Raw genomic sequence first — 22,969 nt, 5'->3', positions numbered from 1 at the left:
CTCGTTTGCGATCAACGCGTGACCGCCACTTGCATCAGGCCATGAAAAACCCGGCCTGAACGATAGGTTCGGCCGGGATCGGAAGCGTCCCCGGCCTGTTTAGCGAGTTTTTTAACGTGGCTGCAAGCCGGCCGGCTCAAATGACCACGGAACAGGCAAAAGCTACCGTCTTGGGCGGTTTTCGTCAAGTCGCGGCCCGGATCGGCCCAATTCGCCTTTGTCGCGTCGCCCGCAAAGCACGTCATTTCTCTTTGCTTTCGCCGCCCCGACTGCCTAATCAGGACATCCCCTCGAAACCATCGCAGTCAGATATGTCCCAACGTCCGCCCGCGCCACCATCGCTCCAGGAACTGCGCAAGGAGATCGACGCGATCGACGAGGGGATGCATCGCCTGTTGATGCAGCGCGGCGACATCATCGACCGCTTGATCCAGGTGAAGCAGACCCAGGAAGTCGGCTCGGCGTTCCGTCCGGCACGCGAGGCCGCCATGATGCGCGAGATCGTGCAGCGTCATCGCGGCATCCTGCCGCTCGACACGGTCGAGAGCATCTGGCGCGTCATCATCTCGACCTTCACCTATGTGCAGGCGCCGTTCTCGGTGCATGCCGACATCTCGGTGAGCGAGCCGGCGATGCGCGATTCCGCGCGCTTTCATTTCGGCTTCACCGTGCCTTACGTCGCGCATTTCAGCGCGCAGGCCGCGGTCGAGGCGGTGGCGAAATCCAAGGGCGATCTGGCGCTGGTCTCGGCGACCTCGAGCCGCACGCCGTGGTGGCTGGAGCTGGAAGCCGACGGTGCGCCCAAGATCATCGCACGGATGCCGTTTGTCGAGCGCGCCGACCATCCGGCCGCACTGCCGGTGTTCGCGATCTCGCGCGTCGCCGACAGCGCCCTGGTGACGGAGGTCGAGACCTTCAGCGTGCGCGTCTCCGGATGGAACGCCGAGGTCGCGCGCGCCCTGTCGCCGCTCGCCGAGATCGTGGCGGTGCCCGATACCGCCTTCGACGGCGCGGCGCTGCTGGTCTCGGTCACGAGCGCGACCAGCATCGACAAAATCAAAGCTGCCCTGATCGAGGCGGGGGCCTCGGTGCGCTCCACGGCCCTCGTCGGCAGCCACGCAACACGCTATACGGTGCCCCCGACCGGGGCGAAATCGTAAGTCGCGCGCCGCCCCGCCATTTTCGGAGTTCAAGATGTCCCGCCCCGTGCCGAATCCCGGCATTCTCGATATTGCGCCCTACACGCCCGGCAAGAGCCCGGTCGCCGAGCCGGGCCGCAAGGTGTTCAAGCTCTCCGCCAACGAGACGCCGTTCGGGCCCTCGCCCAAGGCGATCGAAGCCTTCAAGCGCGTCGCGGATCATCTGGAAGACTATCCGGAAGGCACCTCGCGCGTGCTGCGCGAGGCGATCGGCCGTTCGTTCGGACTCGACCCCAACCGCATCATCTGCGGCGCCGGGTCGGACGAAATCCTCAATCTGCTTGCGCACACTTATCTCAGCCACGGCGACGAGGCGATCTCGACCACGCACGGCTTTTTGGTCTACCCGATCGCAACCATGGCGGTCGGCGCCAAAAACGTCATCGCTCCCGAGAAGAACCTCACCTGCGACGTCGACGCCATCCTGAAGGCGGTGACGCCGAAGACCAAGCTGGTCTGGCTCGCCAACCCCAACAATCCGACCGGGACCTATGTGCCGTTCGACGAGGTCAAGCGGCTGCGCGCCGGCCTGCCGTCGCACGTGCTCCTGGTGCTGGATGCCGCCTATTGCGACTACGTTTCTCGTAACGACTATGAAATGGGGATCGAGCTCGTCGCCACCACCGAGAACACGGTGGTGACGCACACCTTCTCCAAGATCCACGGTCTCGCTGCGCTGCGCATCGGCTGGATGTTCGGCCCCGAGCACATCATCGACGCCGTCAACCGCATCCGCGGCCCCTTCAACGTGTCGACGCCGGCGATGTACGCCGCCGTCGCCGCGATCGAGGACACCGCGCATCAGGCGATGTCGAAGCAGTTCACCGAGACCTGGCGCAACTGGCTCACCGAGGAGATCGGCAAGCTCGGGCTGAAGGTGACGCCGAGCGTCGCCAATTTCGTGCTGATCCATTTCCCGACCGACAAGGGCAGGACCGCTGACGACGCCGACGCCTTCCTCACCAAGCGCGGCCTCGTGCTGCGCGGCTTAAAGAACTACGGCCTGCCGCATTCGCTGCGCATGACCATCGGCACCGAGGAGGCCAACCGCCTCGTGGTCGACGCCTTGCGCGACTTCATGGCCGGCAGATGAGCAGCGCGCCGCACTTCCAGCGCGTCGCGCTGATCGGCTTCGGCCTGATCGGCGGCTCGATCGCGCGTGCTGCGAAGCTCCAGGGGCTGGCCGGCGAGATCGTCACCACCGCGCGCTCGGAGAAGACGCGCGCGCGCGTCGCCGAGCTCGGCATCGTCGATGAGGTGGTGGCGACCAATGCCGAAGCGGTGAAGGATGCCGATCTCGTCATCCTCTGCATTCCCGTCGGCGCCTGCGGCCCCGTGGCGCAGGAGATCGCGCCGCACCTGAAGCCCGGCGCTGTCATCTCCGACGTCGGCTCGGTCAAGGGCGCGGTGGTCAGGGACATGGCGCCGCATCTGCCGAAATCGGTTCATTTCGTGCCGGCGCATCCCGTCGCCGGCACCGAGCATTCCGGGCCGGATTCAGGTTTCGCCGAGCTCTTCATCAACCGCTGGTGCATCCTGACTCCGCCCGAAGGCGTCGACGCCGCGGCCACCGACCGCCTGCGCGCGTTCTGGGCGGCCATGGGCGCCAAGGTCGAGGTGATGACGCCGGATCATCATGACCTCGTGCTCGCGATCACCAGCCATCTGCCGCATCTGATCGCCTACACCATCGTCGGCACCGCCGACGAATTGGCGCAGGTGACGGAATCCGAGGTGATCAAGTTCTCGGCGGGCGGTTTTCGCGATTTCACCCGCATCGCAGCCTCCGACCCGACGATGTGGCGTGACGTGTTCCTCGCCAACAAGGAGGCCGTGCTGGAAATGCTCGGCACCTTCACCGAGGATCTGGCAAAACTCACCCGCGCGATCCGCCGCGGCGACGGCGAAGCGCTGTTCGACCACTTCACCCGCACCCGCGCCATCCGCCGCGGCATCGTCGAGATCGGCCAGGATTCGGCTGCGCCCGATTTCGGCCGGCAACATGGGGCGCTGAAGAAGCCGTAGAGGCGCCTCCTGATATTCCGTCGTTCCGGGGCGACGCGCAGCGTCGAACCCGGAATCCCGAGATTGTAGCGCGAGATTCCGGGTTCACGCGTCGCGTGCCCCGGAATGACGGCAAGTCAATACAGCGGCGGGATCTGGCCGACCTTGACCGGGCCGAGCAGGACGGCGCCGTCGACGAATTTCAGCGGGAAGCTGCGCGCCTTCTTGCCTTCCAGCGTGCTCTCGGTGCCGATCGAGTTGATGCCGGCGGCAAGGCCGGCATTGGCGTTCTGCTTGATGACCTTGCCGAGGCCGGGCACGGCGCGGTCGAGCGCGCCGAACAGATTGGTGAGGTCCTGCGACTTCACCCCGGGCGCGACGCGATCGAGCGTTGCCTGCGGCACGCCCTCCTCCAGCATCTTCTCGATGCCGAGCGCCGGGATCACGCGCTCGAGGCCGGTCACCGTCATCTGCAACTCGCCGTCGAGCCTGCCGCTGGCGGAGAGGCCGAGCGTGCCGGCGGCGACCGCGATCATCTCGCCCTGCTGGATCCGCGACTGTACGATCTCGATATGACCCCCGGCGGCCTGGATCTCGCGGAAACGCTGCGGCCAGGGCTTTGGCGTGAGGTCGGAGAGGCCGGTGATCTTGGCGCGCGTGTCCGCCTCGAACGGCTCGGCGAGCAGGGGATGCACGCCCTGGATGCTGCCCTGCGCGAGGTGGAGCACGGTCTCGATCACAGGGTGATCGGCCGACGATCCCTCGGCGAGGCGGCCGTGCAGCTCGATCTGCTTGGCGCGCGCCAGCGGCACCTGCACGCTGCCGTCGAGCCGGTTGAGCGAGGGATCGTCGAATACGATGGAGGCCCGATCAGGCACGGCCGGCAGGCCGACCACGCTGCTGCGGCCCTTGCTCCAGTTCACCACGAAGGTGTTTTGCGTGACGCCGTCCGTCAGCGTCGCGGGCGCGGAGAATTCGGCGATGACGAGCTTGGGATCGTAGACCTGGGCGACGACCAGGATGTTGTCGAGCTTGGCCGTGAACGGCGTCTTGCTCGCATTCTGCGAAATCAGGGCGACGCTGGCGCCGGAGCACTGGACCTCGAAGCGGAACGGAAAGCCGGCGATCGAGCGCTTGGCGCAATCATAGATGCGGCCGGACTTGGCCTCCTGCGCCCGCCAGGCGTCCGCGGCAATCTCGGCCCGCGAGGCCGCATAGAACCAGAAGCAGCTCCACGCGACGGCGAGGATCAGGACGAAAACGGGGGCGATGAAAAGGCCCCAACGGGAACGGCGGCCTGCGGCAACGGTCATATTGGACATGCGGCGACCCTTTGATCCCGGATTTTGGCAAATGTAAGCGGGGCCGGCCTGCGACGAAAGGCGCAGAAATCGCTTCGCATGGGCGCAGGGTTCTGGTAGCCGTGCCCGAAATGTCCGAAATCACCCTCCCCTCCGTCACGACGGCCGCAGGCGACCTCTGGGTGTTCGGCTATGGCTCGCTGATGTGGCGGCCAGGCTTCGAGTTCGAGGAGCGCGTTCCGGCGCGGCTGGTCGGCGAGCATCGTGCGCTCTGCGTCTATTCCTTCGTGCATCGTGGCACGCCGGAGAAGCCGGGCCTTGTGCTCGGCCTGGACCGCGGCGGTGCCTGCCGCGGCATCGCCTTCCGCGTCGCCGAGAAGAACCGCGCCGACGTCGTCGCCTATTTGCGCGCGCGCGAGCAGGTCACCTCGGTCTATCGCGAGGTGACGCGCTCGGTATGGCTGGAGAACGATGCGCGCCAGCGCGTGTCCGCGCTCGTCTATGTCGTCGACCGCGGCCATGTGCAATATGCCGGCCGGCTGTCGCTCGCCGAACAGTACCGCCATGTGGTCCAGGGCCACGGCCAATCCGGCGCCAACCGCGACTACGTCACCGCAACAGTGAAGGCGATCGAGGCCGAAGGCTTTCGCGACGCGCAGCTGCACCAGCTCGCATCGATGCTGCATGGTGATGCGCATTCCCTGCACCCGCCGGCTGCAGATGAAGACCGCGAAAGCCGCTAGCCAGTCGGCGCGTAGCTCGGTGCCGAGCCGATCAACTGTTCCTGCTCTTTCCGGCCCGCTTCGACGAGACGACCGGTCGCGTCCTCGATCGCGGCTTGCACGCGCGCGAGAAACTCGTCCTTCGGCAGACCCGGCGGCAACGGATCGAGGAACTCCACCACGAGCGTGCCGGGATAGCGCATGAAGGTGCGGCGGGGCCAGAACAGGCCGGAGTTGAGCGCGATCGGCAGGCACGGCACGCCGCAGGACGAATAGATCTGCGCAAAGCCGGTCTTGTAGTCGGGCGGCGCGCCGGGCGCACGGCGCGTGCCTTCCGGAAAGATGACGAGCTGCTTTCCGCTGCGCACCGCCTCGCGCGCCCGCCGCGTCATGTCGAGCAGCGCCTTCACGCCGGCATTGCGGTCGATCGCGATCATCCCGGTCTTGGCCAGGAATTGGCCGAACACCGGGATCTGCATCAGCTGGCGCTTGAGGATGAAGATCGGGCGATTGAAGAAGCCCGGCAGCACGAAGGTCTCCCAGAACGACTGGTGCTTGGCCGCGATCACCAGCGGTCCGTTCGGGATGTTCTCGACACCGCGGAATTCGACCTTGATATTGCAGACCACGCGCATCAGGACCAGCGTCGCCTTGGCCCACCATTCGGCGACTGTCAGCATGGCGCGCGGCGGCAATGCGAAGGTCGGCAGCGCTACGATCGCGAGGCAGACCAGCACGGCGTAGAACAGCACGTTGAACACGAGCGATCGCAGGAAAATCAGAAACATCGACGATCCGATAAATTTGCCGGTCAATTGGCCTGTCAGTTGGCTTGGGCGGTGGCGGGCCGCCTCGGCTGCAGGCCTGCAGGCTGCTCCGACACTTCGGGCCAAAGGTCAATCCCGAAATCCTCCAGCCGCACCCTGAGCTCGGCCGCGATGTACTTGACATATTCCGACAGCAGGAGCCGCAAGGTGGACGCCGAGGTCCACCACGGCTCCTCGCGCCATTTGTCGCCGACCACCGCGAACGGGATCAGCGTCGTCTGCGGCATCGCATGGGAGAACTCCACCAGCGCGCGCGGCATGTGGTAGTTCGAGGTGACCACGATCAGCGACTTGAAGCGGCGTCCCTCGGCCCAGCGCCGCGCCTCCGCCGCATTGCCGCGGGTCGAGAGCGCGGAGCGGTCGAGGTCGACGCAGCAGGTCATGAAGGACTGGTTCTCCGGCAACGTCCTGGAGATGTCGTTCGCCGTCGAGGTCGGATGCACGCCGGAGATCAGCAGCCTCCTGCCATAGCCGGCCGCGAGCAATTCCATCGCGTCCGACACCCGCGAGGAGCCGCCGGTCAGGACGACGATGCCGTCCGCCTTGCTGCCCGGCGCGATCTCGCCGCCCCGCAAATGCGACAGGAACGCAACGAAGCCCGCCGCGGCCCCGACGAAGGCGAGCGCAATCGTCGACACCACGGCCGCGCGCAGCCAGCCGCGCGGCAGTTTCGGCCATCGATCGTCGGTCGGCGAGGTCATGTGATGTCGGCAGTCCCTTCCCTGAAGCGATTTTAGGACGTTTTGAGGCGAAGTGGAGTCCGGTTTATCTGGCCTAGTCGATGTCATTCAGCGTCGCGAACAGCGTCTGGCGCGAGGCGACCGCAGTGACGGCGCCGATCAGCACCGCCTGCACAGCGAGCACGACATAGCCGGACGGCCGCAGCGAGAAGGTGCCGAGCAGGGCTGCGAACTGGTCACCGACCGGCGTGCCGGAAAACCAGCCGGCGATCGACTCGGAGAAGCCGAACAGCAGCATGGCGACGCCACCGCCGATCACGCCACCCTCCAGCCCCAAGCGGAGGAAATGGCGCAGGAAGTGGTTGGCGATGTAGCGGTCGCCGGCACCGACGAAATGCAGCACCTCGACGATCGGGCGGTTCGCCGCCATGGCGCCGCGGGTGGCGAACGAGACGGAGATGATCGTGGCGACGATGACGAGCGCGAGGATGCCGAGACCAGCAAGCACGGTGGCGTTGGTCATCGAGCGCATCCGCTCGATCCAGGCGCGATGATCGTCGACGCTGGCGCCCGGTGCGACCTGGCTCACCCGGGCGCGCAAGGCACCGAGATCGAGCGGCGTGCCGGGTTGCACCCGCGCGATGATCATGCGCGGCACCGGCAGATCGTCCATCGACAGCCCGGTGCCAAGCCAGGGCTCGAGCAGCTTGCCGCTCTCCTCCTTGCTGAACGGCTTGACCTCGACGATGCCGGCTTGCGCCCGCATCGCCTCTGTCACCGCGGCCGCGTCGCGTTCGAGATCGCGGCCGGTTTGCGGACGAACCTGGATGGTGATTTCGCTCGCGACTTCCGACTGCCATTCCGCGGCGGAGGCACTCACCAGCAGCACCGTACCCGTGGTCATCGAGGCGAGAAAGGTCATGATGGCAACGACGGCGACCAGCGCCCGGCCCTGGATCGAGGCGCGCGGCACGATCGGCGACATGTTGCGCGCCTTGGCCGGCAGCTGCGGACGCTCCTGTCCGAGGTCGACCAGCACGCCGCGCTCGTCCAGCCTACTCATAGACGTGCAGCCGTCCCTGATGCAGCACCAGCCGCCGCGCCTCGTACTGGTCCATCAGGCCGATGTCGTGGGTCGCGATGATGACGGCCGTGCCCGACTTGTTGAGCTCGATGAAGAGCCGCAGCAGGCGACGCCCCAGCGTCGGGTCGACGCTGCCGGTCGGCTCGTCCGCGAGCAGCAGCTGCGGCCGCGAGATCACGGCGCGCGCGATCGCCGCGCGCTGCTTCTCGCCGCCCGACAGGATCGGCGGCAGCGCGTCCATGCGGTCGCCGAGTCCGACCCAGCGCAGCAGATCGATCACCTCCTTGCGGTAGCTCGACTCGCTGCGACCCATGACACGGAACGGCAGCGCGACGTTCTCATAGGTCGTCATGTGGTCGAGCAGGCGGAAGTCCTGGAGCACGATGCCGATGCGCTTGCGCAAATCGGCGATCTCGTCCTTGCCGAGCTGCGAGATGTCGTGGCCGAACAGATTGACGAGGCCTCGCGTCGGCCGATGCGACAGAAAAAGCAGGCGCAGCAGCGAGGTCTTGCCAGCACCGGACGGACCGGTGAGGAACTGGAATGAATGCGCCGGGATCTGGAAACTGAGGTCGCGCAGGATCTCCGGCCCCAGACCGTAACGCAGTCCGACATTTTCGAACCGAACCAAGCTCAGCTCCGTTCGAGAGGGGGCGCGGGTCGCCGCAGTACAGCGCTCCGCCATGCACGATCACCGGGTTTTGCCGCCGTTATGGTTTCCGGTTCGTTAACGGTCCGCCTGTAGCATATTTGACAGCATCCTGCCGCCCGGTTCTCCGCGACGGGGTATCGTCAAGATCTCGTTCTCCGTCCATGCATCAAGGCTCGTCCATGCATATCGTCTGCCCCCATTGTATGACATCCTACGCCATCAAGCTCGCGAGCCTGGGAGCGAACGGGCGGGCGGTCCGCTGTTCCCGCTGCAAGGAGACCTGGATCGCCCATGCCGAGGATGCCATCGAGGAGGCGTCCGTTCCGGCGATGGCCGCAGCCAGCCAGGCCGACGACCAGTCCGACCTCGCCGAGCAGTGGAATTCCTATGCCAAGGACGACAGCGGCGCCGATGCACCGGTCGTCGACAGCCCCTCGATCGCCAGCGACTGGCCCGATGAAGCAGCCAAGGAAACCGAGGACGAGTGGTCGGCGGCGGCCCGGGAGGCCGAGGAGGAGGTCGCCGGCGCGCAACACCAATCCTGGTTCCGCGGCCTATTCCGTCGCCCCGGTGCGCGGGTCAGCCGCCCCGCCGCCGCTACGGCTCCCCGAAAATCCTATTTTGGCCTGCCGACCGCCTGTGCGGCGATGGGCGCGCTGGTGCTGGCGCTGGTGATCTGGCGGGGCGACGTGGTGCGGCTGCTGCCGCAGACGGCAGCGTTCTACAAGCTGGTCGGGCTCGAGGTGAACCTGCGAGGCCTTGCCTTCAAGGACGTGAAGCTCTCCAGCGAGACCGTAGACGGTAAGCAGGTGTTGGTGATCGAGGGCGTGATCGTCGGCGAGGGCAAGAAGCCGCTCGATATCCCGCGGCTGCGCTTCGCCGTGCGCGACGCGCAAGGCGCGGAGATCTACGCCTGGAATACGGTGCTGGAGCAGACCGTGCTGCGGCCCGGCGAGCGCGCCTTCTTCCGCTCGCGCCTCGCCTCGCCGCCGCCGGAGGGCCGCAATATCGACGTGCGCTTCTTCAACCGGCGCGACATTGCCGGCGGCAGCGTGTAATCAGCTGCTAGAGTTCCGCACGGGAAGGTGGTCCCATGCCCAAAATCCTGATCGCTGACGACGAGGATTCGATGCGCACGCTGGTGGCGCGCGCCATCGCCATGGACGGCCACGAGACCGTCACCGCGCAGGACGGCGCCGAGGCGCTGGAAATCCTGATCCGCGAGGAAGGCGCCTTCGACCTGTTGCTCACCGACATCCAGATGCCGGTCATGGATGGCATCGCGCTGGCGCTCTCCGCCGCGCGCGATTTCCCCGATTTGACCATCCTTTTGATGACCGGCTTTGCCGACCAGCGCGAGCGCGCCTCGAACCTCAATGCGCTGGTGCATGACGTCGTGACCAAGCCGTTCTCGGTCGCCGACATCCGCACTGCCGTGGCGGACGCACTGGCGGCGAAGAAGGGATAGCGCGGCAGTCGCCACACATTCCGCTGTCATGCGCCGGCTTGACCGGGGCATCCAGTACGCCGCGACGGACGTGGCAAGAGCGAACTCTTCGAGGCCGGCCTCTGGAATACTTGGATCGCCCGGTCAAGCCGGGCGATGACACCGAGTCAAAAATCCTTCAGCAGTCGTTCGATGTAATCGAGCTCGATCTGCGGGCGCGAGCTGTCGCCGAGACGGCGGCGGAGCTCTTCGAGGATGCGGCGGACGCGCTGGGCGTCGATCTCGCCCGGAATCTTGACGGTGTAGTCATCGCTGAGATCGCGGCCGTGAAGCGGGCGCCCCAGCGGATCGGTCTGGCTGCCGCCGCTCTGCTGACGGCCGGCCCGATTGCCGGGGCCATCGCCCTGCCCGTCGCCATCGCCCTGCTGCATCGCCTCGGCCATCTTCTGCGCGCCCTTGCGCATGGCCTCGAGAGCCTTGCCCTGCGAGTCCACGGCGCCGTCGGCATTGCCCTCGCCGAGCTTCGAGCCGGCATCCCCCATGGCGTCGTCGGCGGCGTCGAGGCTGCCGTCGTCATCGCCCTGGTCGCCGTCCTGATCGCCGTTCTGGCTCGGGTCGCCCTGCTGGCCCTTCTGTCCCTGCTGACCTTTCTGGCCCTTTTGCCCCTTCTGCGCGAGGCCGCGCTTGGCGAGCTCGTCCTGCAGCTTCTTCAGGCGGTCGCGCAGCGACTGCTGATCCTGCTGCAGGTCCGACATCGACTGGTCGCCCTGCTTGCCGCGCGAGCGATCGCGCCGGGAATCCTGGCCCTGCTTGAACGTCTTGTCGCGCAATTGCTGCTGCTTGCGGATCATGTCACTCAGCTCGTTGAGCGCCTGCTCCATCTCGCTGTCGCCGGATTGCCCCGGCTGCGCCATCTGGAGATTTTCCATGATCTGCGCGAGCTGCTCGAGCAGGCGCTGCGCCGCCTCCTTGTTGCCTTCGCGTGCGGCCTTCTCGATCTGCCGCAGGAGGTCGTCCAGATCGCGCTGCGTGACGACGTTACGATCGCGGCTGGAGGATTGGCTCCGCTCCGTCGCCCGCTTGTACTCCTCGAGCTTCTGGATGGCATCGGACTGATTGCCGAGGCTCTTGCCGGATTCTTTCTGCCTGAGGCTGTCGCCGGACTCCTGCATCGCCTTTTCGGCGCTGTCGAGCAGCGCATCGGGATCCTGACCCAGCTGGGCAGCGGCCGGCGGGACGCCACCGAGCAGCAGGGCGAAGCAGGCGAACGACATCGCCTTCAAGACTGGCACGCGCGCTAGCTTCCGCATTTCCGGTCTCGCGTGAACTGGTTGGTCTGATCGTCCCCCGCCTTGTTGGCACGGCTGTTCGCCGACTTTCGATAGGCCTGAAGCTGCTCGCGCAACGCGTCCTGCTGCTGCGCCAGCTCTGCGAGCTGCTCGGGCGTCGCATGCTGAGTCTTCTGTCGCAGCTCGATCGCCTTGTCGAGGATGAGCTGGACCTCCGCCGGGAACGGCTGCCGCGGCCCGAGCGGGTTCTGCTCGGCGCGCCGGGCGAGATCGCGCACCTTGCCGGCCATGGCCTCGCGAAGCTTTTGCGTCAGCACCCTGAGCTCGTCCTCGCCGGCACCGCGATCCAGCGCCGCCTTGAGCGCGTCCTGCGCCGAACGCAGCGCGGCGTTGACGCTGCCGGCAACGCCGTCGTCCTCGATGGTGACCGCGAAGGCCCACATGCTCGCCACCACATTGCGCAGCGCATCGTCCGTGCGGGCAGCCTCGAGCTGGGTCGCGAGGCTCCGAAGGCCGAGATAGCAGCCGGCATCCGGCGTGAACAATTCGGGTGCGATCATCAGCGCGTCGAGCGCGGTGTAGACGTCCGAATTCCTGTTGGCGTCGAGCGCGAGGATGCGGCGCTGCTCGATCAGCGCGCGCGCCAGCGAGTTGGTGAACAGGCGCTCGGGCAGGCGCATGTTGAAGGGTTCGCTCTTGGCCTCGTTGCCGGCCTCGTCCTTGGCCGTGAGCGTCAGCGTCACGTCGGCGCCGGCATAGGGATCCTCGCTGAGGTCCTTCACCGTCTGGCCGACGCCGTTGCGGGTGCGCGCGTTCGGCAGCACGAGCGGGAATTGCGGCGGCTCGAACAGCGGCCGCGCCGCGGCCTTGCCGTCGGAATCCTTGCCGCCATTCTTGGCGTCGTCGGAGCGCAAGGCAATGTGCGCATCTGCACCGGTCACGCCGTAATCGTCCTCGATCTTGTAGGAGAGCTGCAGCCCGCCGCGCGCCTGGCGCTCGGGATCCTTGGCGAGCGTGATCGTCGGCGCACGGTCCGGCGTTGCCGCGAACGCCCATTGCGGCTGCCCGGAGGGCGCGCGGACATGCGCGGTGCCGTCACCGGTGATGGCAAAATGCTTCTCATTGGTGCCCTTGGGCGCGGCCTCCGCGGGAGCGACCTCCTTGAGGCCGCCGGAGACGACGACATCCAGGCTGCCGCCGGACGAGCGCACGATCAGGGTCGAGCCTGCGGGAACAGCAAGCGGCCCGCTAGCGGGCAGCGCCGCGGCCTCCTTGTTGGCGGCCGACAGGATGACCGGCGGCTTGCCGGTGTAGAGCGGCGGGGTGACCCAGGCATCGACGCGAACATTGGCGGGCGCCAGCACGCCGTTCCAGTCGAACGCGGCGCCGAGCCGCATGGCGCGCTCATCGCCGGCCGCAAAGAAGGTCGCCACCAGCAGCACCATGACCGGCGCACGCAGCGCCCAGGGATCATGCAGCGCGAGCCGCGGATGCGGCAGGCCGGCGCGGATTCGCTTGAGCGAAGCCAGCGTCCGTTCGCGCTGCGCCTGCCACAGCGCCAGTGCGACCGGATCCTGCGAGGACAGCGTGTCCATCAGCGTCGTGGCCGGGCGGTGACGTACGCCGGAGCCACGATCGAGCCGGGCAAGGGCCTCCTCGCGGCTCGGCCAGCGGAAGCGAATCAGGGGGAGCAACGCGGCGATCGCGATGCCGGCGAAGATGACAAGGCCGATGGCACGGGCCAGGAACGGAAGCGCGAGCCAGAGGCCGGCCCAGGACACCACCAGGAACAGGCCGACGACGGTCAGCAGCCGCGCGAAATCTGGCCAGGCACGCTCCCACGCGATGGCATAGACAGCCCGATCGAGGGCCTGCGCCAGCTTCAGCCGCGACAGAGCGTCACTGTTGCGGATCGAGTCCGACGGGTCGGGGGTGACGCCGTTCAATCAGCTCTCCAGGTTGCCCGGTAGAGAGAAGCGTACCACAACGGCAGCACTGAGGCATCCGTTCCTGTACGGGAGACACCCCTTTTCCCGCATAACACGAGGACGTGACTGGCCCGGGCCAACCCCGTAATTTCCGCGCGCCACCCAAGACAAGGAAGCAAGGGGAACGCCATGGACAAGAAGATGCACGACAAGGGCCTGGAGGTCCGCAAAGCGGTGCTGGGCGAGGCCTATGTCAACAATGCCCTGAAGAACGTCGACGATTTCAACCGTCCGTTCCAGGAGATGCTGAACGAATATTGCTGGGGCACGGTGTGGGGCCGCGACGAACTGCCGCGCAAGACCCGCAGCATGCTCAACATCGCGATGATCGCGATCCTCAACCGCCAGCACGAATTCCGCGCGCATCTGAAGGGCGCGCTGACCAACGGCGTCACCCGCGAGGAAATCCGCGAGATCCTGATGCAGGTCGCGATCTATGGCGGCATGCCCGCCGCGGTCGACAGCTTCCGCATCGCGCGCGAGGTGTTCGCGGAGATCGACGGCAAGGCGTGAGGAACGTGTAGTGAGAGGCGCGCCGTCTCTCCTCATCGTCGTCCCGGACAAGCGAAGCGCAGCGTAGCGGTGATCCGGGACCCAGAACTACAGGACGCTGTGACTATGGGGACTCGGAGTTACACTTTCGCGCCACGACTTCTTCCTGGGGTTCTGGGTCCCGGATCTGCGCGCGCTGAAGGCGCGCTTGTCCGGGACGACACCAGGCATGAGCACGGATTTTCGCGATAACAACGAATAACAAGCACAAGGAAGCACCATGGACATCGGATTCATCGGCCTCGGAAACATGGGCTTCCCGATGGCGCGGCGGCTGATCGAGGCCGGGCACAGGCTCGTCGTGTTCGACACGCGCAAGGAGGTCGCAGGCAAGCTGGTGGCGCTCGGCGCGAGCGCCGCAACCTCGCCGAAGGACGTCGCCGACCAGGTCGAGACGGTGATGGCGAGCCTGCCTTCGCTGCAGGCTTCGCTCGAGGTTGCAACCGGCGCGAACGGCGTGATCGAAGGCAAGCGGGCCAAACGCTTCATCGATCTCTCCACGGTCGGCTCGGCGATGGCCGTGAAGATTCACGGCCTCCTCGCCAAACGAGGCATCGTACAGATCGACTGTCCCGTCTCCGGCGGCGTCGGTGGCGCCGAGAAGGGCACGCTGGCGGTGATGGTGTCGGGGCCGAAGGCGGAGTTCGAGCTGCTCAAGCCGGTCCTCGACGTGATCGGAAAAGTGTTCTTCATCGGCGAGAAGCCGGGCGCGGCACAGACCATGAAGCTCGCCAACAATTTCCTATCGGCGACGGCGATCGTGGCGACCTCGGAAGCCGTGGTGATGGGGGTGAAAGCCGGGCTCGATCCCGCCGTGATGATCGACGTCATCAATGCCGGCTCCGGCATGAACACGGCGAGCCGCGACAAGTTTCCACGCTCGGTGCTGCCGCGCAGCTTCGACTTCGGCTTCGCCACGGGACTGATGGTGAAGGACGTCCGCCTGGCGCTGGAGGAGATGAAGCAGCTCGGACTGTCAATGGAGGTTGCGGACGCGGTCGGGCGGCTGTGGGAGACCGTCATAGCTGCGGAAGGCGCCGAGTCCGATTTCACCGCGGCGATCAAGCCGATCGAGAAGAAGGCGGGCGTCGTGGTCGGTGGAGCGAAGGGCGGATTGGCGGGGAAGTAGCACTTCGCACTCCGCTCAATAACCACAGGACAGGGTTTGGCGAAGACTCGGATTGACCAACTTCGCCAACTTCTCCCTGTGGCTATGGGTCCCTGCTTTCCAGGGACGACACCGAGGTTATTGCACCGGCGTCGTCACCTCACAGCCACGGCGCGGGCGTATCCATCGCGATCAGCTGCTCGACCTCCACGCGCGGGCGAATGACGGCGTACTGGTCGTCCTTCACCAGCACCTCCGGCACCAACGGCCGGGTGTTGTAGGTGCCGGCCTGCACTGCGCCATAGGCCCCCGCGGTCATGATGGCGAGGAGATCGCCAGGCTTCGGCGTCGGCAGCGTGCGGTCGAGCGCGAGATAGTCACCGGTCTCGCAGACCGGGCCGACGACATCGGCCATGATGGTGGCGGCGCCCGCGGCGGGCTGCGTCACCGGCAGGATGTCGTGATGCGCCTCATACAGCGTCGGGCGAATGAGATCGTTCATCGCCGCGTCGATGATGACGAAATTCTTGCCGTCGCCGTGCTTCACATAGATCACCCCGGCGACCAGGATGCCGGCATTGCCGACGATCATGCGGCCCGGCTCGAACATCAGCGTGCAGCCGAGATTGTGGCTGACGCGCTTGACCATGGCGGCATAGGCGGCCGGCGCCGGCGGCGCCTCGCGGTCCATGTAATAGGGAATGCCGAGACCGCCGCCGAAATCGACGTGGCTGATGTTATGGCCGTCGGCGCGCAGCGTCTGCACGAATTCGGAGAGGATACGGAACGCGGTCTCCATGCCGGAGAGGTCGGTGATCTGGCTGCCGATATGCACGTCGGTGCCGGTCACCTCGATGCCCGGCAGCTTCGCGGCGCGGGCATAGACTTCGCGGGCATGCGCGATCGGGATGCCGAACTTGTTCTCGGACTTGCCGGTCGAGATCTTGGCATGCGTGCCGGCATCGACGTCGGGATTGACGCGGAGCGAGATGCGCGCGGTCCTGCCCACCTCGGTCGCAAGGCGAGACAGCAGCTCGAGCTCGGGCTCGGATTCGACGTTGAGGCAGAGGATGTCGGCTGCGAGCGCCGCCCGCAGCTCCGTTTCGGTCTTACCGACACCGGAGAACAGGATCTTGTTCGGCGGAATGCCGGCCGCCAGCGCCCGCTTCAACTCGCCGCCGGAGACGACGTCAGCGCCGGCGCCGAGCTTGGCCAGCGTGCGCAGCACCGACTGGTTCGAGTTCGCCTTCATGGCGTAGCAGACCAGCACCTTCTCGCCGGCGAAGGCGTCGGTGAAGACGCGGTAGTGCCGCTCCAGTGTCGCGGTCGAATAGCAATAGAACGGCGTGCCGACGGCGGCGGCCAGCTCGGACAGGTTCACCGCCTCGGCGTGCAGCACGCCGTTGCGATAGTCGAAATGGTTCATGGCTTAGGCTCGGTTGTCCCGGCTTATTTCCTGCCGGGAGGTTCGTCCAGGAGCGGGTCGAGAATAAACGGTTTCTTCCGGCCCTTGGCCGCCGCGGGCGCGGCTTCCGCCCCGGAGGAGGTGGGGTCGAACAGGCTCGGCGCCTTCTGGGCCGCGGTCTCTGTATCGACGGGCGCGGCACCGGTGGCTGCAGGCGCATTGGAGGCGGTCGGCGGCAGATCCAGCGGGCCCTTGCGGCCACAGCCGGCCAGCGCAAGCGCCGTCAGGCTCAAGACAATGATGGCCCACCCCGAGCCGGCCGGGCGAAACTTTGACGTCACGACGAAATCCCCACTACGCGGGCCGCACCATACAGAGATTGGCGCGCTCTGGCGAGAGCCCGGATGACCATGAAACATCAGCGAAATTTTGCCCTCAGCCCGATTTTCGCTCTTTTTCCAGCCGTTTCAACCAGGCCTTGGCCTGCGCCGCCACGTTCTTCGGCGCGGTGCCGCCGAAGCTGGTGCGGCTCTTCACCGACGATTCGACCGAGAGCACGCCGAACACGCCCTTGGTGATCTCAGGCTCGATCGCCTGCATCTCCTTCAGCGGCAGCTCGTGCAGCGCCACGCCGCCCTCGGCGGCCTTGGCGACGATGCGGCCGGTGACGTGATGGGCCTCGCGGAACGGCATTTTCAGCGTCCGCACCAGCCAGTCGGCGAGGTCGGTCGCGGTGGCATAGCCCTCGCCCGCAGCAAGCTTCATCTTGGCTTCGTCGGGCACGAGGTCGCGGACCATGCCGGTCATGGCGCGGATCGCCAGTGACAGCGCCGCGAACCCCTCCATCGCGCCCTGCTTGTCCTCCTGCATGTCCTTTTGATACGCGAGCGGCAGGCCCTTCATCACGATCAAGAGGCCGTTGAGCGCACCGATGACGCGGCCGGTCTTGGCGCGCACCAGCTCGGCGGCGTCCGGGTTGCGCTTCTGCGGCATGATCGAGGAGCCGGTGGTGAACTTGTCGCTGAGCCGGACCATGCCGACCAGCGGCGAGGTCCAGATCACGATCTCCTCGGCAAAGCGCGACATGTGCACGGCGCAGATCGAGGCCGCCGACAGCGTCTCCAGCACGAAGTCGCGGTCGGAGACGGCATCGAGCGAGTTCGCCATCGGCCGATCGAAGCGGAGCGCCTTCGCGGTGGCGTGGCGGTCGATCGGGAACGAGGTGCCGGCCAGCGCGGCGGCGCCGAGCGGGGATTCGTTGAGCCGCTTGCGCGCATCCTGGAAGCGGCCGCGATCGCGCGCGGCCATCTCGACATAGGCAAGCAGATGATGGCCGAAGGTCACGGGCTGCGCGGTCTGCAGATGCGTGAAGCCGGGCATCACGGTGCCTGCGTGCTCCAGCGCACGCTCGACCAGGGCATGCTGGAACGCGGCGAGCGCCGCATCGGTCTCGTCGACGATGTCGCGGACGTAGAGACGGAAGTCGGTCGCGACCTGGTCGTTGCGCGAGCGCGCGGTGTGCAGGCGGCCGGCGGCCGGGCCGATCAGCTCGGACAGGCGGCTCTCGACATTCATATGGATGTCCTCGAGCGCGCGCTTGAAGGCGAAGCCGCCTTTGCCGATCTCTGACAAAATCGTGTCTAGACCCTTGCCGATATTTTTCGCATCAGAACCCGTGATGATGCCTTGGCTGGCGAGCATCGCAGCGTGGGCCTTGGACGCGGCAATGTCCTGGGCGAAGAGGTGACGATCGACGTCGATGGAGACGTTGATCTCTTCCATGATCTCATCGGGACGTTCCGAGAACCGGCCGCCCCACATCTTGTTGCTCATGACCCCTGCTCACGCCTTGATTTGCCGCACGTTTGCTGGCCGCCGCCAGCCGTATTAAGAGGCCCCTGATAGCCATATCTGCGACCGGATGACAAACGATATGCTGGACCAGAAGCCCTCCGCCACGCGCCGGATCCCCCTCGTCATCGCCACCGTGGCGATCGGGGGCCTGGCGGGCTTCGCCGCGCTGTACGGGCTCGGCTTCGGCCGGTCGCCTGGTGGTGATCCGACCTGCAAGCCGGCGGTGGCGACGGCGCAGAAAATCGCTCCGCTCGCCCATGGCGAGCTGGCGGCGCTGACCATGGCGAGCGCGCCACTGAAGCTGCCCGACCTCGCCTTCGAGGACGCCGATGGCAAGCCGAAGAAGCTGTCCGATTTCCGCGGCAAGACGCTGCTGGTGAACCTCTGGGCCACCTGGTGCGTGCCGTGCCGGAAGGAAATGCCGGCGCTGGACAAGCTCCAGGGCAAGCTGTCAGGCCCGAATTTCGAGGTGGTGGCGATCAATATCGACACCCGCGACCCCGAGAAGCCGAAAAGCTTCCTGAAAGAGGCCAATCTGGCCAGGCTCAGCTATTTTAGTGACCAGAAAGCTAAGGTTTTTCAGGATCTTAAAGCCATCGGCCGCGCCCTCGGGATGCCGACCTCGGTGTTGGTCGACCCGCAGGGCTGCGAGATCGCGACGATCGCAGGGCCGGCGGAATGGGCGAGCGAGGATGCGCTCAAGCTGATCCGGGCCGCGACCGGCAAGGCCGCCGCGGCGCTTTGAGGCTCTTCTTGCGCATGATCTGATCGGAAAACCGGTTCCCACTTTTCCGGATCATGCGGCTAGGCCGTCACGTTGAGATTGCCGCCGACACCAGGGCCGACATTGGCGAGCGAAGGCTGGCCCGCCCCGAGCAGCGTCAGGACGGTGGATCTCTCCATATCCGCGTTCTGCTTGGTCAGCGTCGCCGCGATGTTCGACTGCAGCGCGCCTTGCTGAGCGGCCAGCATGGTGCTGACCATTGCCATCATGTCCATTACGCGAACCCTCGTACCGGCCGTAACCTAGGCGCGAGAGGTTAACGCGACATGAATTGTCACACGGCCGAGGTGCCGTCAGGTGGATCAGCGCGTCGGAACCGGCTTGGCGCCGCGATAGTCGTAGAAGCCGCGCTGGGTCTTGCGGCCGAGCCAGCCGGCCTCGACGTATTTCACCAGCAGCGGGCACGGGCGGTACTTGGAGTCGGCGAGGCCCTCGTGCAGCACCTGCATGATGGAGAGACAGGTATCCAGCCCAATGAAATCGGCAAGCTCGAGCGGGCCCATCGGATGGTGCGCCCCGAGCTTCATCGCCGCGTCGATGGCCTCGACATTGCCGACGCCCTCGTACAGCGTGTAGATCGCCTCGTTGATCATCGGCAGCAAGATGCGGTTGACGATGAAAGCCGGAAAATCCTCGGAGACCGCGACCTGCTTGCCGAGCTTGGCGACGAATTCCTTTGATGTCTCGAAGGTCGAATCGTCGGTGGCGATGCCGCGGATCAGTTCCACCAGCTCCATCAGCGGAACCGGATTCATGAAGTGAATGCCGATGAAGCGCTCGGGGCGGTCGGTGGCAGCCGCAAGCCGGGTGATCGAGATCGAGGACGTATCGGAGGCGACGATTGCTTCCGGCTTCAGCACCGCGCAGAGCTCGTGGAAGATCTTGCGCTTGACCTCTTCCTTCTCGACCGCGGTCTCGATCACGAGGTCGCAATCGGCGAGATCGTCGAGCTTTTCGGCGGGCGTGATGCGCGCCATCGCCTTGGTCTTGTCGTCCTCGGAGACGGCCTTCTTGGAGACCTGACGCGCCAGATTGCCGTTGATTGTGGCCATGCCCGACTTGAGGCGGTCGGCCGAGACGTCGTTGAGCACCACGTCGAAGCCGGCGAGCGCCGCGACATGCGCGATGCCATTGCCCATCTGACCCGCGCCGATCACGCCGACCTTCTTGATCACTGCCGCCATAATGTCATCCACCGGAACGGCGCGCGAGGCGCGCGCCCTGCCTATACCCCTTTAGCCGGGAGGTCTGATTTAATCAGAACCTTGGCTCGAAACCTAGATTGGATCGCTTCGAAGGCGTGCCCCCACGCCAAGAAAACGGCTCAAAAAAGCAACACCGGCCGGAGTTATACCTCCGGCCGGTGGTTTTGAGGTCTTTTACTTGCCGAGCTTGCCGAGTTCGGTCGTCAGCTCCGGAACCGCCTGGTAGAGGTCGGCGACCAGGCCGTAATCGGCAACCTGGAAGATCGGCGCGTCCTCGTCCTTGTTGATCGCGACGATCACCTTGGAGTCCTTCATGCCGGCCAAATGCTGGATCGCGCCGGAAATGCCGACGGCGACATAGAGCTCGGGCGCCACGACCTTGCCGGTCTGGCCGACCTGCCAGTCGTTCGGGGCATAGCCGGCGTCCACCGCCGCGCGCGAGGCACCGACGCCGGCGCCGAGCTTGTCGGCGAGCGGCTCGATATACTTGGCGAAGTTCTCGCGGCTCTGCATGGCGCGGCCACCGGAGACGATGATCTTGGCCGAGGTCAGTTCGGGACGGTCGCTCTTGGCAACCTCCTCGCCGACGAAGGTCGACAGGCCGGGATCGGCGGCCGCCGCGACGGTCTCGACCGGCGCGCTGCCACCCTCGCCCGCAGCAGCGAAGGTCGAGGTCCGCACCGTAATGACCTTCTTGGCGTCCTTCGACTTCACGGTCTGGATGGCGTTGCCGGCATAGATCGGGCGCTCATAGGTGTCGGGCGCGACCACCTTGATGATCTCCGATACCTGCATGACGTCGAGCAGGGCGGCGACACGCGGCATCACGTTCTTGAAGCGCGAGGTGGCGGGCGCGACGATCGCATCATAGCCGGAAGCCAGCGAGACGATCAGCGCGGCCAGCGGCTCGGCGAGATCGTGCGCGTAGAGGTCGCCGTCGGCGAGCAGCACTTTCTTCACGCCGGCGAGCTTGGCCGCGGCATCAGCGGCAGCCTTGGCGTTCTGGCCAGCGACGAGGACCTCGACATCCGCGCCGAGCGCGCCAGCTGCGGTCAGGGCCTTGTTGGTCGCATCCTTGAGCGACGCATTGTCGTGTTCGGCAATCAGAAGCGTCGTCATCAGAGCACCCCGGCTTCGTTCTTGAGTTTCGACACCAGCTCGGCGACGTCCTTCACTTTGACGCCCGCCTTGCGGCCCGCCGGTTCGGTCGTCTTGAGAACCTCGAGACGCGCGGCAACGTCGACGCCGTAATCGGCGACGGCCTTCTCTGCGATCGGCTTCTTCTTCGCCTTCATGATGTTGGGCAGCGAGGCGTAGCGCGGCTCGTTGAGGCGGAGATCGGTGGTGACGATCGCCGGTCCCTTCAGCTTCACGGTCTGCAGGCCGCCATCGACTTCGCGGGTCACCTTGAAGTCAGAACCTTCGACCTCGAGCTTCGAGGCAAACGTCGCCTGCGACCAGCCGAGCAGCGCAGCCAGCATCTGGCCGGTCTGGTTCGAATCGTCGTCGATCGCCTGCTTGCCGAGAATGATCAGGCCAGGCTGCTCTTCTTCCGCGACCTTCTTCAGGATCTTGGCGACCGCAAGCGGCTCGACGGTGCCTTCCGCCTTCACCAGGATGCCGCGATCGGCGCCCATGGCGAGACCCGTGCGGATCGTCTCCGACGCCTGCGCCGGTCCAATGGAGACCACCACGACCTCGGTCGCCTTGCCGGCTTCCTTCAGACGCAGCGCTTCCTCGACCGCGATTTCGTCGAACGGGTTCATCGACATCTTGACGTTGGCGAGTTCAACGCCCGATCCATCGCCCTTGACGCGGACCTTGACGTTGTAATCGACCACCCGCTTTACCGGCACTAAGACCTTCATCGATCCTCTTTCACTCAATTTGGGAGGGGGGTTATCAACTGGCGCGGAACCTAAAGGCCTGATCTGCCCCGGTCAACGCGCGAACGGGCCTAATTTTGGCCTTCTGAAATGCGGGAGGCGCGTTGGTCAGCGGTTCTGACCCGGAACCCAAAGCACGTCGCCGGCCCCGTTGCCGTTGGCAGCACGGCTCGCCACGAACAGGAAGTCCGACAGGCGGTTCATATATTGGATGCCAGCCGCGCTGACCGGCTCGCCCGGCTGCGCCGCCAGTTCCACGATCACGCGTTCCGCCCTGCGGCATATCGTACGCGCCACATGGAGATGAGCCGCCGCCGGCGTGCCGCCGGGAAGCACGAAGGAGGTGAGCGGGGCAAGCTTGTCGTTGAGCGCGTCGATGTCGCGCTCGAGCCGCTCGACCTGGCTCGCCACCACCCGCAGCCGCTCTGCCTTGCCTTTGTCTTTGTCCTTGTCTTGGCGCTCCGGCACCGCGAGATCGGCACCGAGATCGAACAGATCGTTCTGGATGCGGCCGAGCATCGCGTCGAGCTCGGGCATCGCGCCGGCGTGGAGCCTGACGAGCCCGATCGCAGCGTTGGTCTCGTCGACGGTGCCATAGGCCTCGATGCGCAGATCGTATTTCGGACGGCGCTCGCCGGTTCCGAGCGCCGTCGTGCCGTCGTCACCGGTCTTCGTGTAGATGCGATTGAGTACGACCATGATCAGCGTCCCATCGCCCAGACCGCGACCATCGCGATGATGATCGCCACGAACTGAAGCAGCACGCGCCAGCGCATCAGCTTCTGCGAGGTGTTGGGCGAGCCGCCGCGCATCATGTTGATGAGACCGAGCAGCAGCACCAAGGCAACTGCACCGGCTGCCGCCGGCAGGATGAAAGTGGTCAGGAGAGATGTCATCGGGGGTAGATAACACCGTGCGCGCCGGTCCGCCATGGTGCTGCGGCAGGCTCCGGTGTCATTCCGGGGCGATGCGCAGCATCGAA

General features: G+C 66.0%; 25 protein-coding genes and 1 riboswitch. Of the genes, 9 read left to right on the top strand and 16 right to left on the bottom strand.

All coding sequences use genetic code 11. The annotated features are described in order from the left end of the window. Positions 1-78: 78 nt before the first annotated feature. A riboswitch (SAM riboswitch) is annotated at positions 79-158 on the bottom strand. A gap of 153 nt (positions 159-311) precedes the next feature. The 3 genes from P6U31_RS04890 to P6U31_RS04880 are packed head-to-tail and all read left to right on the top strand — an operon-like array spanning position 312 to position 3,224. Continuing rightward, on the top strand, positions 312-1,160 hold the full coding sequence (locus tag P6U31_RS04890; RefSeq protein WP_407187129.1) for a chorismate mutase: 849 nt from the start codon (positions 312-314) through the stop codon (positions 1,158-1,160). Positions 1,161-1,194: 34 nt separating this feature from the next. Next, positions 1,195-2,292, top strand: coding sequence for a histidinol-phosphate transaminase (gene hisC, locus P6U31_RS04885; RefSeq protein WP_407187128.1), 1,098 nt, complete (start codon positions 1,195-1,197; stop codon positions 2,290-2,292). Continuing rightward, positions 2,289-3,224, top strand: a complete 936-nt coding sequence (locus tag P6U31_RS04880) for a prephenate/arogenate dehydrogenase family protein (RefSeq protein ID WP_407187127.1) — start codon at positions 2,289-2,291, stop codon at positions 3,222-3,224. Before hisC ends, P6U31_RS04880 begins: the two co-directional genes overlap by 4 nt. A 116-nt stretch (positions 3,225-3,340) precedes the next feature. Here P6U31_RS04880 and P6U31_RS04875 read toward each other — a convergent pair whose 3' ends face one another. Beyond that, positions 3,341-4,525, bottom strand: a complete 1,185-nt coding sequence (locus P6U31_RS04875; protein ID WP_407187126.1) for a DUF2125 domain-containing protein — start codon at positions 4,523-4,525, stop codon at positions 3,341-3,343. 110 nt (positions 4,526-4,635) lie between these two features. Here P6U31_RS04875 and P6U31_RS04870 point away from each other — a divergent pair, with 110 nt between their 5' ends. Then, the gene (locus tag P6U31_RS04870; RefSeq protein ID WP_407187125.1) at positions 4,636-5,247 is read left to right on the top strand and encodes a gamma-glutamylcyclotransferase; all 612 of its coding nucleotides are present in this window, start codon (positions 4,636-4,638) and stop codon (positions 5,245-5,247) included. Here the strand turns inward: P6U31_RS04870 and P6U31_RS04865 are convergent. From P6U31_RS04865 to ftsE, 4 genes are all read right to left on the bottom strand, one after another. Continuing rightward, a complete protein-coding gene (locus P6U31_RS04865) occupies positions 5,244-6,014 on the bottom strand; it encodes a lysophospholipid acyltransferase family protein (RefSeq protein WP_407187124.1) in 771 nt (256 codons plus the stop codon). The two genes, P6U31_RS04870 and P6U31_RS04865, sit on opposite strands and share 4 nt — an antisense overlap. 35 nt (positions 6,015-6,049) lie before the next feature. Beyond that, positions 6,050-6,754: a YdcF family protein gene (locus P6U31_RS04860; RefSeq protein WP_407187123.1), complete on the bottom strand. Its 705-nt coding sequence runs from the start codon at positions 6,752-6,754 to the stop codon at positions 6,050-6,052. Positions 6,755-6,827: 73 nt separating this feature from the next. Continuing rightward, positions 6,828-7,796 carry a cell division protein FtsX gene (locus P6U31_RS04855; RefSeq protein ID WP_407187122.1) on the bottom strand — a complete coding sequence of 323 codons (969 nt, stop codon included), beginning with the start codon at positions 7,794-7,796 and terminating at the stop codon, positions 6,828-6,830. Then, positions 7,789-8,448, bottom strand: a complete 660-nt coding sequence (gene ftsE, locus P6U31_RS04850) for a cell division ATP-binding protein FtsE (protein ID WP_018646542.1) — start codon at positions 8,446-8,448, stop codon at positions 7,789-7,791. Before ftsE ends, P6U31_RS04855 begins: the two co-directional genes overlap by 8 nt. Positions 8,449-8,648: 200 nt before the next feature. On the opposite strand from ftsE, the gene P6U31_RS04845 reads away from it, so the two are divergent. Continuing rightward, a complete protein-coding gene (locus P6U31_RS04845; protein ID WP_407187121.1) occupies positions 8,649-9,527 on the top strand; it encodes an MJ0042-type zinc finger domain-containing protein in 879 nt (292 codons plus the stop codon). Positions 9,528-9,562: 35 nt separating this feature from the next. Continuing rightward, positions 9,563-9,937: a response regulator gene (locus tag P6U31_RS04840; protein ID WP_407187120.1), complete on the top strand. Its 375-nt coding sequence runs from the start codon at positions 9,563-9,565 to the stop codon at positions 9,935-9,937. Positions 9,938-10,083: 146 nt separating this feature from the next. Here P6U31_RS04840 and P6U31_RS04835 read toward each other — a convergent pair whose 3' ends face one another. Next, complete coding sequence (locus P6U31_RS04835) at positions 10,084-11,226, bottom strand: DUF4175 family protein (RefSeq protein ID WP_407187119.1); 1,143 nt, start codon at positions 11,224-11,226, stop codon at positions 10,084-10,086. After that, positions 11,214-13,151: a TIGR02302 family protein gene (locus P6U31_RS04830; protein ID WP_407187118.1), complete on the bottom strand. Its 1,938-nt coding sequence runs from the start codon at positions 13,149-13,151 to the stop codon at positions 11,214-11,216. The genes P6U31_RS04835 and P6U31_RS04830 overlap by 13 nt, the downstream gene beginning before the upstream one ends. A 171-nt stretch (positions 13,152-13,322) precedes the next feature. Between P6U31_RS04830 and P6U31_RS04825 the strand changes: the two genes are divergently transcribed. Together P6U31_RS04825 and P6U31_RS04820 are read left to right on the top strand one after the other, a co-directional pair. Further along, entirely contained in the window at positions 13,323-13,706 is a 384-nt protein-coding gene (locus P6U31_RS04825) for a carboxymuconolactone decarboxylase family protein (protein ID WP_028178897.1), read from the top strand. Between the two features lie 259 nt (positions 13,707-13,965). Beyond that, positions 13,966-14,874, top strand: coding sequence for an NAD(P)-dependent oxidoreductase (locus P6U31_RS04820; protein WP_407187117.1), 909 nt, complete (start codon positions 13,966-13,968; stop codon positions 14,872-14,874). Between the two features lie 139 nt (positions 14,875-15,013). Here P6U31_RS04820 and lysA read toward each other — a convergent pair whose 3' ends face one another. The 3 genes from lysA to argH all read right to left on the bottom strand — a co-directional run bounded on the left by lysA (position 15,014) and on the right by argH (position 18,091). After that, positions 15,014-16,279, bottom strand: a complete 1,266-nt coding sequence (gene lysA / locus P6U31_RS04815; RefSeq protein ID WP_407187116.1) for a diaminopimelate decarboxylase — start codon at positions 16,277-16,279, stop codon at positions 15,014-15,016. A gap of 23 nt (positions 16,280-16,302) precedes the next feature. Further along, complete coding sequence (gene lptM / locus P6U31_RS04810; protein WP_407187115.1) at positions 16,303-16,599, bottom strand: LPS translocon maturation chaperone LptM; 297 nt, start codon at positions 16,597-16,599, stop codon at positions 16,303-16,305. 94 nt (positions 16,600-16,693) lie between these two features. Further along, positions 16,694-18,091, bottom strand: a complete 1,398-nt coding sequence (gene argH / locus P6U31_RS04805) for an argininosuccinate lyase (protein WP_407187114.1) — start codon at positions 18,089-18,091, stop codon at positions 16,694-16,696. A gap of 100 nt (positions 18,092-18,191) precedes the next feature. Here argH and tlpA point away from each other — a divergent pair, with 100 nt between their 5' ends. Continuing rightward, the gene (gene tlpA / locus P6U31_RS04800; protein ID WP_407187113.1) at positions 18,192-18,857 is read left to right on the top strand and encodes a thiol:disulfide interchange protein TlpA; all 666 of its coding nucleotides are present in this window, start codon (positions 18,192-18,194) and stop codon (positions 18,855-18,857) included. Positions 18,858-18,916: 59 nt separating this feature from the next. Here tlpA and P6U31_RS04795 read toward each other — a convergent pair whose 3' ends face one another. The 6 genes from P6U31_RS04795 to P6U31_RS04770 all read right to left on the bottom strand — a co-directional run bounded on the left by P6U31_RS04795 (position 18,917) and on the right by P6U31_RS04770 (position 22,883). Then, positions 18,917-19,111, bottom strand: a complete 195-nt coding sequence (locus P6U31_RS04795) for a hypothetical protein (RefSeq protein ID WP_128923331.1) — start codon at positions 19,109-19,111, stop codon at positions 18,917-18,919. Positions 19,112-19,198: 87 nt separating this feature from the next. Beyond that, positions 19,199-20,080, bottom strand: coding sequence for a 3-hydroxybutyryl-CoA dehydrogenase (locus P6U31_RS04790; RefSeq protein WP_128923330.1), 882 nt, complete (start codon positions 20,078-20,080; stop codon positions 19,199-19,201). 195 nt (positions 20,081-20,275) lie between these two features. Beyond that, positions 20,276-21,220, bottom strand: a complete 945-nt coding sequence (locus tag P6U31_RS04785) for an electron transfer flavoprotein subunit alpha/FixB family protein (protein ID WP_407187112.1) — start codon at positions 21,218-21,220, stop codon at positions 20,276-20,278. Further along, complete coding sequence (locus P6U31_RS04780; protein ID WP_407187111.1) at positions 21,220-21,969, bottom strand: electron transfer flavoprotein subunit beta/FixA family protein; 750 nt, start codon at positions 21,967-21,969, stop codon at positions 21,220-21,222. Before P6U31_RS04780 ends, P6U31_RS04785 begins: the two co-directional genes overlap by 1 nt. Positions 21,970-22,095: 126 nt before the next feature. Then, positions 22,096-22,686, bottom strand: a complete 591-nt coding sequence (locus tag P6U31_RS04775; RefSeq protein WP_407187110.1) for a cob(I)yrinic acid a,c-diamide adenosyltransferase — start codon at positions 22,684-22,686, stop codon at positions 22,096-22,098. Positions 22,687-22,688: 2 nt separating this feature from the next. Further along, positions 22,689-22,883 carry a twin transmembrane helix small protein gene (locus tag P6U31_RS04770; RefSeq protein ID WP_407187109.1) on the bottom strand — a complete coding sequence of 65 codons (195 nt, stop codon included), beginning with the start codon at positions 22,881-22,883 and terminating at the stop codon, positions 22,689-22,691. Between the last annotated feature and the right edge of the window lie 86 nt (positions 22,884-22,969).

The organism is Bradyrhizobium centrosematis (assembly GCF_045571495.1).
In the GTDB taxonomy this organism is placed as follows: Bacteria; Pseudomonadota; Alphaproteobacteria; order Rhizobiales; family Xanthobacteraceae; genus Bradyrhizobium; species Bradyrhizobium centrosematis.
Note: the sequence above shows the minus strand (reverse complement) of the source record. Positions and strands in the feature narration are given on the sequence as shown.